Genomic DNA, 16782 nt, shown 5'->3' with positions numbered 1-16782 from the left:
TTTTTATTGCAACAGCCCCGGTTAATCTTTTTAGAGTACTTTTATATTATTTTTTGGCTAATTAATGGAATATAAAATGTCTTTAATGCCTTTAAAATGGTGTAATACTTTTTGAGTAATAAATGTGAGCTTAGATATTTTGCAATTTTAACTAAAAATGAAATGAATATAAAAATTAAATATAAAAGATAAGACATTTATTTTAGTAATCCAGAATTTAGAAAATATTCAATGGGTATTAAGTTTAATAAAAATGATATATATGATGGTAAATAAGTTTTATGGTAAGTATATTATAGAAGATGATCGTATACTGTTTGGTAAATTAGATGAGCTTAAATTAAAAATATCAAAAGAAAAATTATTCTTTGAAGAGTATAAAAAATAAATAGGGATTCCCTATTTTTGTTTTACAAATTAAATTCAAAGTAATAATACTAATTAAACAAATGATGAAGTGCTACAATAAATTAAAAAATAAGGAGTATATGGAATGAAAATAAAATTATTAGTTATATTAGCTATATTTTCTATAGTATCTTGTAATATGTATAATGTGTATAAAGAAAGTAAAAATGACAAAAATATTACCCAAATAGCTTTGAAAGAAAATGATTTAATTGGTCAAAGTTTTAAACTTAAAAATCAAGAATATATGAAATATAATATTAGTTTGAATTTTTCAAATGATGGAGAATTTAGTGGTTTTTCAGGTGTTAACAACTATTTTGGAAATTATGGTTTTAAAAATGGTAAGTTAGTATTATCAAATTATTCATCTACTTTAATGTTAGGAGACAAAGAGGCACAAAAAATTGAAGATAAATTTATAAAACATATCGGAAATTTAAATAAAGTATATTTTGAAAATGATGATCTTATACTTGAATCAAATGATGGAAGTAAGTTGATTTTTGAAAATATGTCTAGACTTGAAAATAAGAAGTATAAATTAGTTTCATCACCTTATTCAAAATATGATGTTGATATAGAATTTAAAGATAGTGAAGTTTATGGTAAAAGTGTTGTAAATAACTATTTTGGATCATATAGTTATGAAAATAATGTTCTTAAAATAGGAAATGTAGTAAGTACAAGAGTGGGAGCATCAGCAGAAGAATTGAATTTAGAATATGAATATTTTGAGGATTTAAAAAATGTTGAAAAGGTAGAATTAAAATCTAATGAATTAAACTTAATTATGAAAGATGGAAAAATATTGAAATTTATTGAAATAGAGAATTGATTCTCTATTTTTTTTAGAGAAATTAATGTATAATATAAAGTATAGAAAGGGGAATTTATGATATATTTTGATAATTCTGCAACAACTAAAGTAGATAAAAAAGTTTTAAATGAAATAAATAAATATATGGAAGAAAATTATTTTAATATAGATTCACAATACAAAGGATCTATAGAACTTAAAAAAATGTTAGTTAAAAAACTTGATGTACTAAATAAAAGACTTGGTTTAAATGGTAATGATTTTGTTTTTACATCTGGTGGTGGAGAAGCTAATAATTTAGCACTATGTAGTATTATGCGTGCAAATAAACAAGGACATTTATTAATATCTAGTATAGAGCATCCAAGTATAAGCCAAGCTGCAAATCAATTAAAAGAAGAAGGATATGAAGTTGAAAAAATAGAAGTTGATAAATTTGGTAATATAGATATAGAAGATTTGAAATCTAAGATAAAAGAAAATACCAAGCTTGTTTCTATAATAGGAGTTAATAATGAGATAGGAACTATCCAAAAAATGGATGAAATAGGTGAAGTTATAAAATCAATAAATCTTAATACTTATTATCATATAGATTTTGTACAAGGATTAAATCATGTAGAACATGATTTTTCAAAATCAAAAGTTGATCTTTTATCTATAAGTTCACATAAAATACATGGACCTAAAGGTATAGGTGCTCTGTATATAAAAAAAGGTACGAAGATTAAAAAACAAATTTATGGAGAGAATAATTTTAATAAATATATACCAAGAACTTTTCCGCATGAATTAGTTTTAGGCTTTTTAAAGGCTATAGAAATTCATGAAAAATCTGATATTGAGTATATTGAAAATTTAAAAGAATATTTTTTATCTAAGTTATCTGAAATTGAAAAATATAATATAAATACACCTGTAAATTCAACACCAGCTATAATTAATGTATCATTTATTGGAGTTAAAGCTGAAGTTTTACAATCATATATGTCTAGTCAGAATATATATATTTCAACAGGTTCTGCATGTTCATCAAATAAAGGGCATAGTGATATAATACAGGCTTTAAAACTTGATGATAAAATTGCAGAAAGCTCAGTTAGAATTAGTTTTTCAAAATATAATACTATAGATGAGATAGATAAATTTTTTGAAGTAATAAAACCATTCTTATCTTTTGCTAGTAAAATAAAATAAAGCTTTAAAAGCTTGAAATTAAAAGGACTAATAGTGTATAATTAAAGATAGAATTAAAAAATAGGAGGAAATATGAAATTAAGAGAATTACAATTAAATATAAAAGAATATTTAGGACAAGAAGTTGAATTAAATGGATGGGTAAAAAAAATAAGAGCTCAAAAGAATTTTGGGTTTATTGAATTTAATGATGGTACATATTTCCAAGGAATACAAGTAGTTTTTGAAGATAAATTAAATAATTTTGAAGAAATTTCAAAATTAACTATATATTCATCAATAAAAGTTAAAGGTCAAATAGTTGAATCACAAGGTAAAGGTCAATCATATGAGATCAAAGCAACAGAAATAAGTGTTTATGATAAAGCTGATTCTGATAATCCTTTACAAAATAAAAGACATGGTATGGATTTTCTAAGAACTATAGCACATTTAAGACCAAGAACAAATACTTTTAATGCAGCATTTAGAGTTAGATCATTATTAGCTTATGCTATACATAAATTCTTTATGGATCAAGACTTTGTTTATGTACAAACACCTTTATTCACAGGAATAGATGCTGAAGGTGCTGGAGAAATGTTCCAAGTTACAACATTTGATTTAAATAATATAGATAAAACTGAAGAAGGTAAAATAGACTATACTAAAGATTTCTTTGGAAAACCTGCATATTTAACAGTTACAGGTCAATTACATGTTGAAGCATTTGCATCAGCTTTCCATAATACTTATACATTTGGACCGACATTTAGAGCAGAAGAATCATTTACTCCAAGACATGCAGCAGAGTTTTGGATGGTAGAACCAGAAATGGCATTTGCAACTCTTGAAAATAACATGGATGTTGCAGAAAAAATGATTAAGTATATTATAAAATATGTAATGGATAATGCTCCACTTGAAATGGATTTCTTCGATACTTTTATAGAAAAAGGAATTAAAGAAAAATTAATTAATATAGTTGAAAATGAATTTGCGCGTATTACGTATACTGAAGCAGTTAATATATTAAAAGAATCAGGAGTAGAATTTGTTGTACCTGTTGAATGGGGAATGGATTTAAAATCAGAACACGAAAGATATTTAGCTGAAGTTGTATTTAAAAAACCAGTATTTGTAACAGATTATCCAAAAGATATTAAAGCATTCTATATGAAACTTAATGAAGATGGTAAAACAGTTAGAGCTATGGATTTACTTGCACCAGGAATTGGAGAAATAGTAGGAGGTAGCCAAAGAGAAGATGATTATGAAAAACTTGTTTCTGTAATGAAAGAAAAAGGGTTAAATGTTGAAAATTATGAATGGTACTTACATCTTAGAAGATTTGGTTCTTTCCCTCATTCAGGATATGGGTTAGGATTTGAAAGAATGTTAATGTATATAACTGGTATATCTAATATTAGAGATGTATTAACTTATCCAAGAACAACTAAGAGTTTAGAATATTAAAATAGGAGTAGATATGAAAAAGATTAAAAAAATAATATTTATATTATTTCTTTTCCCATTTGTACTTAGAGCAGATTTTTTAGAAAGTTTACAAAATATTGATCTTTTATTACAAAAAGGTAAATATCAAGAGGCATTAGCTCAAGGTCGTGAACTTTCTAAAACAGAGATATCAGATGAGGATAGAAAGGCACTTCAAAATCTTTTATCTAAGATAGAAGAAAAAATTAAAAAAGAAAATGCGAATACAAATACTTCTTCTGAAGGGGTATATAATAATACTGGAGAAATAAACTTTACAACAGATGAAGAAAAAACTGAGGATTTAGAAAGTGTATCAAATGGAACAGTGGCTTATCCAGGTGATGAAATAAATGATGCTTCTAGATATGCAGAATTTGATAGACTTGAAAAAGAAACATTAGCTTCAAAAAATTCAGAAAATATACATTCTTTAATTAGAATATATATGAAAAGTGGACTATATGAAAGAGCAATGAAATTAGGAATGAAAGATAGTGATGTTAGAAATATTTACTATAGTGCATTATCTGCAAGATTAATAGGTAAATATGATATAGCTATAAAACAATATCAAAGAGTTTTATCTAAAAGTCCTAATCATTTAAATTCGTTATTAGGTTTAGCATTATCATATAGAGCTAAAAAAGATAATTCACATGCAACAAAGTATTTTAAAGCATATATAAATCACGGTGGTAATAATCAAAATGTATTAAATGCAATGCAAAATTTATCTAAATAGTTTAAATAAAGGAGAAATAGATGTCAAAAAATCTTGTTATAGTGGAGTCACCTTCAAAAGCTAAAACTATAAAAAATATATTGGGGAGTAATTATGAAGTTTTAGCATCTGTTGGACATGTTATAGACTTACCTAAAAAGAAAATAGGAATAGATATAAAAAATGATTTTAAACCTCAGTATGAGATTATTTCTGATAAAAAAGATATATTAGATAATTTGAAATCTAAAGCAAAAAAAGCTGACAAGGTATATCTAGCTTCCGATTTAGATAGAGAAGGAGAAGCTATAGCATGGCACATTTCTAATTATATAGATCAAGGTGATAAAGTTAGAAGAATAGAATTTAATGAAATAACAAAAACAGCAATTTTTAATGCAGTAAAACATCCTAGAAAAATTAATCAAGATTTAGTTGATTCACAACAAGCTAGAAGATTATTAGATAGAATAGTTGGATATAAGATATCACCTTTATTATGGCCCATGGTAGGTAAAAATGCTTCAGCTGGTAGGGTTCAATCTGTTGCTTTAAAATTGATATGTGAATTAGAAGATGAAATTAAAAATTTTGTGAGTCAAAAATATTTTGAATTAGGAATATTAATAGAAAAAAATATAAGTCTAGATTTATATCAAATTAATGATGAAAAAATAGATAAAATATATGATGAAGCAGTGTTTAATAAATCGGTTAAAGATATAAAGGATAAAGAAGTTTTAATTACAGAATTAAAAACTTCTAAAAAAACTCAAAAACCACCTGTAGTATTTAAAACTAGTACTTTACAACAACTAGCATCTTCATATTTAGGATATAATGCTACCAAAACTATGAGAATAGCACAAAAACTATATGAAGGTATAGATGTTAATGGAGAAACTAAAGGTTTAATAACATATATGAGAACAGATTCTATAAGAGTTTCAGATGATGCAAAACAACAAGCTAAGAAATTTATAGAAGAAAATTATGGAAAAGAATATGTAGGAAACTACTATGTGACTAATAAGTCTAAAAATATTCAGGATGCTCATGAAGGGATTAGACCTACTTATGTTGAACTAACTCCAGAAGATATAAAAGGTTCTTTAACAAATGATGAATATAAGCTATACAAATTGATTTGGGATAGATTTATAGTTTCACAATTTGCTAGTGTTAAATATGATCAATTACAAATTAAGGCAGAGTATAGGGAATATAAATTCAAAGGAACTTTAAATAAAATAACTTTTGATGGTTATTATAAAATATATAAAGATGAGGATGCTATATCTACATTTAATTTTCCTAGTTTAGATATGAATAAAGAGTATAAAATAGATGAACTAATAACTAAAAATGGTGAAACTAAACCACCTACAAGATATAGTGAGGCAACCCTAATAAAAAAATTAGAATCTTTAGGAATAGGAAGACCTTCAACTTATGCAAGTATAATAGAGGCTATTAAAAGTAAAAATTATGTTGATGTAGTAGAGAAAAGACTTATGCCTACATCTTTTGGTAAAGAAGTTAAACAAGAACTTGATAAGAATTTTAAAAAGATAATGAATGTTAAATTTACTGCTGAAATGGAAAATAGTTTAGATGAAGTAGCAAATGGTAAATTAAATTGGATAGAATTATTAAAATCATTTTATGAAAAATTAGAAATTGAAATGAAAAAATATAAAGAAATACAAGAAGATATAAAAAACAAAATAATATACACTGATATGCCTTGTAGTGATGGTAATGGTAAAATGTTACTTAAGACAGGTAATTTTGGTAAGTATTTAGTGTGTGAATTTAATAGTAAAGATAAGATATCTATATCAGGGATAGAAATAAATGATGATGATATTAAAAATGATTTTGTTGAAATTAAAGATAAGGTTGAAGTTTTACTTGAAAATAAAAAAGGTTATAAAACAGATGTATTTACTGAAAATGGAAAGATGTATTTACTTAAAAATGGTAGATTTGGTGAATATTTAGAAAGTGAAGATTATGAAAATGACAATTTAAGAAAACCTTTAAGTAAAGAAATTAGAGCAAAACTAAAAAAATCAAGTATAGCTGTTGAAAATGGAATATTAAAATTAAATGATATTTTACAAGAAAATCAAAATAAAGATAATGAAATATTAGAAAATGCGGGTAAATGTGAAAAATGTGGTAGAGATTTCGTTATAAAAACAGGAAGATATGGAAAGTTTTTAGCATGTAGTGGATATCCTGAATGCTCTAATATTAAAAGAATTGCTAAAACGGCAACAACAAAAACTAAAAGAAAAACTACTTCAACAAAGAAAAAATAAGGAGTTTTATGAAAAGTATATTATCAAAATTTATCTATTATCAAGAAGTTGTTTTAAATAAAAGTTTTAATACAGTTAAATCGTATAAAAAAGATTTAGAACAATTTGTAGATTATTTAATTAATAATGAAGGAATAAATGATTTTAATGAAGTTGAAGTATTTACATTTAGATCATTTATTGCTTATTTAAATTTAGAACTTAAAGTTAATAAAAGAAGTATTAATAGAAAATTGTCAGCTATAAGAACGTTTTTTAAGTATTTATTGGAAAATGGATATATAGAAGAAAATAAAACAGTATATATAAGTACGCCTAAATTTGAAAAAGCATTGCCTAATTATTTAACTAAAGATGATTTTGATAAAATAAGGGAAAATATAAATTTAGAAAAAATATTAGGTTTAAGAGATAGAGCCATAGTTGAATTACTCTATTCAAGTGGAATTCGTTCTATGGAGCTTCTAGATTTAAATGAATCTATGATTAATTTTTCTGAAAGAGAAATTAGGGTAATAGGTAAAGGAAATAAAGAAAGAATAACATTTTTTAGTAATACAGCTAAAAAATATATATTAGAATATATAGAAAGAAAGAAAAAAGAATATAAAAATTATACAAAAGATATATTGTTTGTTAATAAAAATGGAGAAAAACTTGATTCAAGATCATTAAGAAGATTGATTACTAATTACGGTAAAAAATCAAATCTTAATAAAGAAGTTACACCACATGTTTTTAGACATAGTTTTGCAACTGAACTCTTAAATCAAGGAGTAGATATAAGGTATGTACAAGAATTATTAGGGCATAGTAGTATAGCTACAACTCAATTTTATACACATATAAGTAAAAGTGTTTTAAAGGATGCGTATATGAAATCACATCCTTTTGCCAAATAAATAAGGGGATAAATAATGGAAAAAAAATGTAAAGGATGTGGAGTTAAGTTACAGTCACAAAATCCTAATCTTGAAGGGTATATACCTGAAAATAAGATAAATACACCTAATATAATATGTAAAAGATGCTTTAGATTAAAGCATTATGGTGAAAATTTAGAAAAAGAAGAAGATAAAGAACTTTATCAAATAGAAGTGAAAAAAGCAATAAATGAAGCTGATATAATTTTACCTATATTTGATATAATAGATTTTGAATCTTCTTTTACAAATGAAATTATTGATTTATTAGAAGATAAAACTTTTATTCCTATAATTAATAAAATAGATTTATTACCATCATATATACATGTAGCAGAAATATCAAAATGGGTTACATATAATATGACTGAAAACAATCTATTTCCAGTAGATATAGCCTATGTATCAGCTGAGAAAAAATATGGAATAAATGGTATATTTAGAAAAATACAATATGTTGCTAAAAATATATTAAAGAAAAGTTTGGATTCAAATATTAAAATAGCGGTAATTGGAGTTTCTAATGTAGGAAAATCAAGAATAATTAACTTGTTATTAGATAAAAATGTCTCTACAGTATCTAAATTTTCTGGTACGACTAAGAAAAATACTAAAAATGTTAAACAAACTAAGGAATATAGATTAACTATAATAGATACTCCTGGACTTATTCCAGAAGGAAGATTATCAGATCTTTTAAATTCAAATTTATCATATAAATTAGTTCCTAGTAAAGAAATATCAAGAAAAACTTATAGACTTAAAGAAAAACAAGTATTTATGTTATCAAATCTTGCATATTTTGAAGTATTATCTATACCAGAAGATAAAAATACTGCTATAGTTTCTGTTTATTCATCTAAAGAAGTTAAATTTCATTTAACTAATTTAGAAAAAGCAAAGGAATTATGGAATAATAATGACTTTTTCAAGTTTTTAGATGAAGAAAATTTTGAGAAATATAATAAAAATGAATTTGATGAAGAAACATTTGAAATAGAAGATTTAGAAGATTTAGTTATAGCAGGACTTGGGTATATAGAAGTTAAAAGAGGTCCAATTAAACTTAAGTTATATAAACCTAAAAATGCTAAGGCAGTTGTTAGAAAGTCCATATCTAAAAATGCAGATTTTGATGATGAGGAAGATTTTGAAGATGGTGATTTAATGTGGTAAAGATATTTTTTAGAATAATAATAGTTTCACTTATTTTATTATTTGGCTATTGTAGTGCTCTAAATATAATATCAGATAAAATTCAAACAACTACGGTGAATACAAAATGAAAGTAGCGATACTAGGAAGTAGCAGTAGCGGAAATTCTACCTTTGTAGAAGTGGGTAGTAATAAAATATTAATAGATGTAGGATTTAGTTTAAAGAAAATTGAAGAAAAACTTTCAGAAATAGGGGAATATTTAAAGAATATAAATGCTGTTTTCATAACGCATGAACATGGTGATCATGTTAAATCTTTAGGTCCTATACTTAGGAAATATGATATTACAGTATATATACATAGAGATTCTTTTGAAGTATTAAAAAATAAAATAGGTAATTTTGATAAAGAAAAAATATGTATTTTAGATGATAGAAAAGTTTTTTTAAATAATGCTTGTGTGACTAATTTTGATTTAGAACATGATGCAAGTCATTGTTTGGGTTACTGTTTTGAAGAGAATAATAAGAAATTTGTATATATAACTGATACAGGGTATGTAAGTAAAATTTTGTTATATAACTGCATGGATGCTGATGTAATAGCTCTTGAAAGTAATTATGATTTAGATCTTTTAATGAATGGTAGTTATCCTTGGGATATAAAAAATAGAATTAAAAGTAAGTATGGTCATTTAAGTAATCAAGATGCACTAAATATTTTAAAGAAAGTTTATTCAAATAAATTAAAAAAAGTATTTTTAATGCATTTAAGCGAAGAAAATAATATAGAAGCATTGGCGATTAATAATATTAAATCAGAATTTAATAATTTGAATATTGAAGTATCTGGTGAAAAAATAACAAGTATTTTTGAAATATAAGGGGATATTATGTGGAGAAGGCTAGGATTAAAATTAAGAACATTAGATACATATATTTCTTATAGAGGAAAAGGTAAAAGTATATTATCTGAAGGAAATAAAAATGCTGAAATAATGATAATATTAAATGATATTAAAGAGGAAGCTCTTTTAAGTGGTGAAATTTTAAATAGTGAAGAAGGAAAGAAGTTGAAAGATATATTAAATTTTATAGGAATAAAATTATCGGACGTTTACTTAACTTCTTTGTATAAATTAGATAAAGGCTATATTAATATAGGATATAATACTATAGATGGGTTACTTGATATTTTACATACAGAAATTTTGTTAGTAAATCCTAAATATATAATATCTGTAGGTCAAGAAGTATTTAATGTATTAGTATCAGATAATTTAAATTTAGATATGAGTAAGTCTAATGTGGATGTATATAATAGTGTGGGAAAAATATTTAAATATAATAATATGGCACTTATTCCAATATATGATTTATCATATATTACAAGGGCAAAGAAAGAAGAAAAATCAAAAATTGTAGAAGTTTTAAGGAGTATTAAATGATAGGAATAGGAATAGTTGGATTACCTAATGTTGGGAAATCAACTTTATTTAACGCAATAACAAAAACACAAAATGCAGAAGCTGCAAATTATCCTTTTGCAACAATAGAACCTAATGTTGGAATAGTTTCAGTTCCTGATAAAAGATTAGATGAATTAGCTCAGATTATAAATCCTAAAAAAGTTGTTGGAGCTAGTGTAGAATTCGTAGATATTGCAGGGCTTGTTAAAGGTGCAGCAAGTGGAGAAGGTTTAGGAAATAAGTTTTTAGCAAATATTAGAAATACTATAGCAATTTGTCAAGTAGTTCGTTGTTTTGATGATGAGAATATAATTCACGTTGAAGGTAGTGTAGATCCCATGCGTGATATAGAAATTATAAATAGTGAGTTAATATTAGCTGATATAGATACTGTTGAAAATGCTATAAATAAAAATTCTAAACTTGCAAAAAATAATAAGGATGCAAAAAAATTAGTAGAAGTTTTAGAAAAATGTAAGTTAGTTTTAGAAGAATATAAAATGTTATCAAGTTATAATTTTGATCAAGAAGAACTAGACCTTATTAAAACATATCAATTTTTAACATTAAAACCAATGATGTTTGGACTTAATATATCTGAAGATGATTTAATAAGTGGTGTTGATAATGATTATGTTAAAAAAGTTAAGGAATATGCTAAAACTATAAATGCAGAATGTGTAACATTTTCAGCTAAGGTTGAATCAGAATTAATAGAAATAGAAGATGAAGATGAAAGAAATGAATTTATAGAAAGCTTAGGAATATCAGAACCTAGTTTAAATAGATTCATTAGAGTAGGATTTAAATTACTTGGTTTAATTTCGTATTTTACAGCTGGAGTTCAAGAAGTTAGAGCATGGACAATAAAAAAAGGAACACTTGCTCCACGTGCTGCAAGTGAAATTCATTCTGATATAGAAAGAGGATTTATAAGAGCTGAAGTTGTTGAATATGATAAGTTTATAGAATTTAATGGTTGGCAAGGAAGTAAAGAAAAAGGTGCTATGAGACTTGAAGGTAAGGAGTATGAGGTTAAAGATGGAGATGTTATGTTCTTCAGATTTAATGTTTAATTAATATGACTATTTTAAATGAAATTATGGATTTTTTAGAATTTAAAAATATAATACTATGGTTTAGAACGCATGTTCTTTCAATATTATTAGCCTTTATACTAATAAGTATGTATTCTAAAATATTAAATAAAATTGTAGGAATAATAGATAAATACTTTCTATTTAACATAAAAGATAAAGGAATTAAAAGTTTTGTTAAATCATTTCTTAAGGTAATAATTCAAATAATATATGTATATGTAGTATTACTTTTATTAGGAGTTAATTTAACAGCTTTATTTGGAATAATTGGAGCTATTTCTGTAGTTGTAGGGTTTGCATTTAAGGAAATTATACAAAATATTTTTGGTGGTTTAATAATTTTATTCTTTAAACCTTTCAAAGTTGGGGATGTAATAGAGTATAAAAACTTTATAGGTACTGTATCTAAAATAGAAATTTTTTATACAAGAGTAGTTAATTTTCAAAATGAAATTGTTATTATACCGAATGGATCTATAATTACAAATGAGCTTAAGAATATAACAACTCAAAATAATAGAAGATTAGATTTAGTTATAGGAGTAGATTATTCAGCTAATATAGAAGATGTAAAGAGAATATTAAATGAAATATTAAATGATTGCGAATATATAATTAAAGATGCTAAACATTTAGTGGGACTTACAGAATTTGCCGCATCATCTATGAATTTTAGTGTTTTTGTATACGTATTACCAGAAAACTATATGCTTGCTAAATTATTTATTTTAGAACAAATTAAAATTAGGTTTGATAATGCTGGAATAAATATACCATTTAATCAAATTGACATACATTTGTATAAGGAGAATTAAGATGCAAATTAAAACTTTTAACAATATAGATACTACAAGTAATACTTATTTATTAGAAATTAATGATAAATATTATGTTATAGATCCAGGAAATATTGAAATGAAGAATTTAATAACATATTTAGAAGAAAATAAAATTAATATATCTGGAATAGTTCTTACACATGGACATTATGATCACATAATAGGTATACCTAAGATATTAGAGTATAAAAATGTAAATGTATATATATCAAATATAGAAAAGGAATTTTTATACAATCCTAGATATTCATTGCTATTTTATAGTGATTTAAATCAAACAGAATTAGAAGAATCTTTAAGTAAAACTAATGTTGTAGAATTAATTCCAGGAGAAAGTTTTGAAGGATTTGAAATAATACATACTCCAGGACACACAAAAGGTGGTATATGTCTTTATTCAAAAGATGAAAATACCTTGATTTCAGGGGATACTATGTTTAAAGGAACTTATGGTAGAGTTGATTTACCAACTGGTAATTTTAGAGATATGAATGATTCTTTGCTTAAATTACTTAAACTCGGTAAAGAAACTGTAGTTTATCCAGGACATGGTGATACAACTACTATAGGTAATGAATATAATATGTATTATTCTTCGCTATAAAAGGAGATTAAAATGGAAAATAGATATGAAGTTTTAGAATTTCATAAAATATTGAATAAACTTATAGATTATTCAATATTAGAAATAAATAAAGAAAAATATATAGATTTAAAAATATATAAAGATAAATCAGAACTTGATAAAGAATTACTATTATTAAATGATATGATAGATTTCTATAAGTTTGATGGTGGATTTAGTTTGGAAAATATATCTAATATATCAAGATATTTAAAATCTATTTCTATACTTGGGAATTATCTAGAATTAGAGGATCTAAATGAATTAAGAAAAAATTTAATAGTATTTAGAATTTCTAAATCAAGAGCTAAAAATGTAAGAGACAAGTATAAGAGTATATGGAATATATTTAAAGATAGTAATGATTTAAAAGATATAGAAGACTATATTAACGAAGTCATAGATGATAATGGAAATTTAAAGCCTGATGCATCTCTTGCTTTAAAAGATATAATGAAACAAAAAAATATAATATATTCTAATATTAAAGAAAAATTTGATAATTTAATTAATAATAAAGATACACAAAGAGCTATTCAAGATAAGGTAATAACAAAAAGAAATGAAAGATATGTTATAGCTATTAAAACGGATTTTAAAGGATTGATAAAAGGTATAGAACATGATAGATCTTCAACAGGATCAACATCATTTATAGAACCTTTAAATGTTGTTTCTTTAAATAATAAATTAAGAGAATATGAAGCTCGTCAAAAAGAAGAAGTAAGAAAAATATTACTTAGATTAACTGAAATTTTAAAAACAAAGTTAGATGATATTGAAAATATAATATATACATTAGAAAGATTAGATTTTCTAAATGCTAAAACTCTATATGCAATAGATATAAAAGGGAATATTCCTAAAATACAAAATAGTATAAAACTAAGTTTAATAGATGCAAGACATCCTTTAATAGATAATGAAAAGGTTGTTCCAATATCTTTTGAACTTGATGAAAATGATAAGATTATACTAATAACAGGACCAAATACTGGTGGTAAAACAGTTACTTTAAAAGTTGCAGGATTGTTATCTATTATGGCATTATCTGGACTTGCAATACCTGCAAGTGAGAAGTCTGTAGTAGGAATGTTTGATAATGTATTATCAGATATAGGGGATGAACAAAGTATAGAACAAAACTTATCATCTTTTTCATCGCATGTTAAATCTATATCAGAAATATTAAATAATGCAACATCTAAATCATTAATACTATTAGATGAATTAGGTTCCGGAACAGATCCTAGTGAAGGTTCAGCATTTGCTATGGCTATAATTGACTATATCCTAGAAAAAAGAATAAAGGCAATAATTACAACACACTATAGTCAAGTAAAAGCACATGCATATTCTACAGAAGGTATAAAATCAGCATCTATGGAATTTGATGTTAAAACATTATCTCCTACATATAGATTAATAATAGGAGTTCCAGGAGAATCAAATGCACTTATTATTGCCTCTAAATATGGTATAGGAGAAAATATTATAGAAAAGGCTAAATCATATATTAGTGAAGATAGTAAAAAAGTTGAACAGATGCTACTTTCTATAAAAGAACAAAATGAAAAATTAGAAAAAATGAATTTGGAAGTTGAAGATTTAAAGCAAGAACTTGCAAATGAAAAATTAGAATATGAAAATAAAATAAATGAATTTGAAAAAGAAAAGAATGAAATTCTAAAAAATGCATATAAAGAAGCACAGGATTATGTTAAAAATATGCAAAATAAAGCAAAGGCTTTAGTTGATAAAATTAATGCTGATAATGTTAAAAAAGAAGATGCTCAAAAACTTCAAAAGAATATGAATATGATTAGTCAGTATATAGAAGATAGTAAAAAAGAGAATATAAAAGAAAAGAAAGTTACAAAAGCTGACATTAATTTTGAAGAAAATGAAGAAGTATTAATTAAAACTTTAAATCAAAATGGTAAAATACTTAGAATAATTCCTGAAAAGAATTCTTTACAGGTACAAGCTGGAATTTTAAAATTAACAGTTAGTGTAGATGATGTAGTAAAAATAGCTAAAAAGAAAACAAATCATATTAATAGATTTGTAAGTACTAAGGTAAGTAGTGCAAAAGGTGAAATAGATGTAAGAGGTAAAACTGCTGAAGAAGCTATAGAAGAATTAGAAATTTATTTCAATAGAGCCATACTTACAGGATATACTAATGTTTATGTAATACATGGTAAAGGAACTATGGTACTTAGAAAAAAAATACATGAATATTTAAAAAAATCAGTATATGTTAAGGAATTTACCAATGCCTTACCTAGTGAAGGTGGATTAGGTGCAACTATAGTTACATTAAAATAAAGGAGGATAAAGTGAAAATATATAATAGTTATACTAATGAATTAGAAGAATTTAAACCAATTAAACCAAATAATTTGAGTATATATGTTTGTGGACCAACTGTATATAACTATATCCATATAGGTAATGCAAGACCTATAATTTTATTTGATGTACTAGCTAGATATTTTAAATCACTAGGTTATAAAATAAATTTTGTTCAAAATTTTACTGATATTGATGATAAAATAATTAATAGAAGTAATGAGTTAAATATTAAATTTAATGAATTATCTGAAAAATATATAAAGGCATTTTTAGAAGATATTTCTAATTTAAATATATTAGAAGATGTTAAAAGACCTAAAGTTAGTGAAAATATGCCTGAAATAATAGAAATGATACAAAATTTAATTGATGAAGGATACGCATACGAAAGTATGGGAGATGTATTTTTTGAAGTATCTAAATATTCTGAATATGGAAAACTTTCAAATCAGAAAATTCAAGATTTAGAAATTGGAGCTAGAGTAGAAGAAAATACAAATAAGAAAAATCCAATTGATTTTGCTCTTTGGAAGAAAATGAAAGAGGGAGAACCTTATTGGGATTCACCTTGGTCTAAGGGTCGTCCTGGATGGCATATTGAATGTAGCGTTATGAGTAAAAAATATTTAGGTAATAATTTTGATATACATGGTGGTGGAATTGATTTATTATTCCCACATCATGAAAATGAAATAGCTCAAAGCAGATGTAGCTGTCATGGAGAAAATAAATTTGCAAATTATTGGATGCATAATGGTTTTTTAGAAATAAATGGTGAAAAGATGAGTAAATCTTTAGGTAACTATAAACTACTTAGAGATATACTAGAAAAATATGATGGTTCTATTATTAGACTATTTATGTTATCTACACATTATAGAAAACCTATTAATTTTACTTTAGAAGGGCTAGATGCTGCAAAAAGAACAATTTCTTCTATATATGATACTTTAGAAAGATATGCTAAACTTGAAAAAGATTCTAATAGTAATATTGAAGCTAGAAATGCTATAATTGAATTTGAGGAAAAGTTTAAAGATGCTATAGAAGATGATTTAAATACACCACTTGCAATAGCATCCATACATGAGTTTATTAAAAAGATTAATAAACTTATTACTATAGATAGTTTTAAAGAAATAGATTATGTTGTAGAAAAAATAAAGTATTATTTAGAAGAAGTTTTAGGAGTTAAAATGAAAACAAATGAAAATAATAAACTTGAAGAAAAATTAATAGAATTATTAAATAATATTCGTGAAGAGGCAAGAAAAAATAGAAATTTTGAATTATCAGATCTAATTCGTGATGAACTTGCTAAACTTGGAATTAAATCAATAGATGGAAAGGTGAAATAAT

15 protein-coding genes are annotated in these 16782 nt (G+C 24.6%); all 15 read left to right on the top strand.

The features are described from left to right. The first annotated feature begins 262 nt into the window (after positions 1-262). Entirely contained in the window at positions 263-388 is a 126-nt protein-coding gene (locus AYC59_RS08220; protein WP_281177381.1) for a hypothetical protein, read from the top strand. 105 nt (positions 389-493) lie between these two features. Then, a complete protein-coding gene (locus AYC59_RS05230) occupies positions 494-1246 on the top strand; it encodes an META domain-containing protein (protein ID WP_066895932.1) in 753 nt (250 codons plus the stop codon). Positions 1247-1303: 57 nt separating this feature from the next. After that, positions 1304-2425, top strand: a complete 1122-nt coding sequence (locus tag AYC59_RS05225; protein ID WP_066895929.1) for a cysteine desulfurase family protein — start codon at positions 1304-1306, stop codon at positions 2423-2425. A 72-nt stretch (positions 2426-2497) separates the two neighbouring features. Continuing rightward, positions 2498-3880 (top strand): asparagine--tRNA ligase, encoded by a 1383-nt coding sequence (gene asnS / locus AYC59_RS05220; protein WP_066895926.1) that lies wholly within the window; start codon positions 2498-2500, stop codon positions 3878-3880. A gap of 13 nt (positions 3881-3893) precedes the next feature. Beyond that, positions 3894-4646, top strand: a complete 753-nt coding sequence (locus tag AYC59_RS05215; RefSeq protein WP_066895922.1) for a tetratricopeptide repeat protein — start codon at positions 3894-3896, stop codon at positions 4644-4646. 20 nt (positions 4647-4666) lie between these two features. After that, positions 4667-6952 (top strand): type I DNA topoisomerase, encoded by a 2286-nt coding sequence (gene topA, locus AYC59_RS05210; protein ID WP_066895919.1) that lies wholly within the window; start codon positions 4667-4669, stop codon positions 6950-6952. A gap of 8 nt (positions 6953-6960) precedes the next feature. Continuing rightward, on the top strand, positions 6961-7854 hold the full coding sequence (xerA, locus tag AYC59_RS05205; RefSeq protein WP_066895916.1) for a site-specific tyrosine recombinase/integron integrase: 894 nt from the start codon (positions 6961-6963) through the stop codon (positions 7852-7854). A 15-nt stretch (positions 7855-7869) separates the two neighbouring features. After that, positions 7870-9051, top strand: coding sequence for a GTPase (locus AYC59_RS05200; protein ID WP_211260012.1), 1182 nt, complete (start codon positions 7870-7872; stop codon positions 9049-9051). Between the two features lie 106 nt (positions 9052-9157). Beyond that, positions 9158-9916, top strand: coding sequence for an MBL fold metallo-hydrolase (locus tag AYC59_RS05195; protein WP_082752695.1), 759 nt, complete (start codon positions 9158-9160; stop codon positions 9914-9916). 9 nt (positions 9917-9925) lie between these two features. After that, positions 9926-10480, top strand: coding sequence for a uracil-DNA glycosylase family protein (locus AYC59_RS05190; protein ID WP_066895908.1), 555 nt, complete (start codon positions 9926-9928; stop codon positions 10478-10480). After that, positions 10477-11577 carry a redox-regulated ATPase YchF gene (gene ychF / locus AYC59_RS05185; RefSeq protein ID WP_066895906.1) on the top strand — a complete coding sequence of 367 codons (1101 nt, stop codon included), beginning with the start codon at positions 10477-10479 and terminating at the stop codon, positions 11575-11577. Before AYC59_RS05190 ends, ychF begins: the two co-directional genes overlap by 4 nt. Before the next feature lie 26 nt (positions 11578-11603). Next, on the top strand, positions 11604-12416 hold the full coding sequence (locus AYC59_RS05180) for a mechanosensitive ion channel family protein (protein WP_066895937.1): 813 nt from the start codon (positions 11604-11606) through the stop codon (positions 12414-12416). A 1-nt stretch (position 12417) separates the two neighbouring features. After that, positions 12418-13044: an MBL fold metallo-hydrolase gene (locus AYC59_RS05175; protein WP_066895904.1), complete on the top strand. Its 627-nt coding sequence runs from the start codon at positions 12418-12420 to the stop codon at positions 13042-13044. A 12-nt stretch (positions 13045-13056) separates the two neighbouring features. Then, positions 13057-15396 carry an endonuclease MutS2 gene (locus AYC59_RS05170; protein WP_066895902.1) on the top strand — a complete coding sequence of 780 codons (2340 nt, stop codon included), beginning with the start codon at positions 13057-13059 and terminating at the stop codon, positions 15394-15396. Positions 15397-15407: 11 nt separating this feature from the next. Continuing rightward, a complete protein-coding gene (gene cysS, locus AYC59_RS05165; protein ID WP_066895899.1) occupies positions 15408-16781 on the top strand; it encodes a cysteine--tRNA ligase in 1374 nt (457 codons plus the stop codon). The last annotated feature ends 1 nt before the right edge of the window (position 16782 follow it).

The sequence above is a fragment of the Pseudostreptobacillus hongkongensis genome, assembly GCF_001559795.1.
Lineage (GTDB): Bacteria > Fusobacteriota > Fusobacteriia > Fusobacteriales > Leptotrichiaceae > Pseudostreptobacillus > Pseudostreptobacillus hongkongensis.
The sequence above is the reverse complement of the archived record's forward strand: the minus strand, read 5'-3'. Positions and strand labels throughout refer to the sequence as shown.

Bases quoted from the DNA above. Each gene is read 5' to 3' on its own strand.
- AYC59_RS05170 (WP_066895902.1), top strand. From the start codon at position 13,057: ATGGAAAATAGATATGAAGTTTTAGAATTTCATAAAATATTGAATAAA.
- AYC59_RS05175 (WP_066895904.1), top strand. From the start codon at position 12,418: ATGCAAATTAAAACTTTTAACAATATAGATACTACAAGTAATACTTAT.
- AYC59_RS05180 (WP_066895937.1), top strand. From the start codon at position 11,604: ATGGATTTTTTAGAATTTAAAAATATAATACTATGGTTTAGAACGCAT.
- topA (WP_066895919.1), top strand. From the start codon at position 4,667: ATGTCAAAAAATCTTGTTATAGTGGAGTCACCTTCAAAAGCTAAAACT.
- AYC59_RS08220 (WP_281177381.1), top strand. From the start codon at position 263: ATGATGGTAAATAAGTTTTATGGTAAGTATATTATAGAAGATGATCGT.
- AYC59_RS05230 (WP_066895932.1), top strand. From the start codon at position 494: ATGAAAATAAAATTATTAGTTATATTAGCTATATTTTCTATAGTATCT.
- AYC59_RS05215 (WP_066895922.1), top strand. From the start codon at position 3,894: ATGAAAAAGATTAAAAAAATAATATTTATATTATTTCTTTTCCCATTT.
- AYC59_RS05190 (WP_066895908.1), top strand. From the start codon at position 9,926: ATGTGGAGAAGGCTAGGATTAAAATTAAGAACATTAGATACATATATT.
- AYC59_RS05195 (WP_082752695.1), top strand. From the start codon at position 9,158: ATGAAAGTAGCGATACTAGGAAGTAGCAGTAGCGGAAATTCTACCTTT.
- ychF (WP_066895906.1), top strand. From the start codon at position 10,477: ATGATAGGAATAGGAATAGTTGGATTACCTAATGTTGGGAAATCAACT.
- asnS (WP_066895926.1), top strand. From the start codon at position 2,498: ATGAAATTAAGAGAATTACAATTAAATATAAAAGAATATTTAGGACAA.
- AYC59_RS05225 (WP_066895929.1), top strand. From the start codon at position 1,304: ATGATATATTTTGATAATTCTGCAACAACTAAAGTAGATAAAAAAGTT.
- xerA (WP_066895916.1), top strand. From the start codon at position 6,961: ATGAAAAGTATATTATCAAAATTTATCTATTATCAAGAAGTTGTTTTA.
- AYC59_RS05200 (WP_211260012.1), top strand. From the start codon at position 7,870: ATGGAAAAAAAATGTAAAGGATGTGGAGTTAAGTTACAGTCACAAAAT.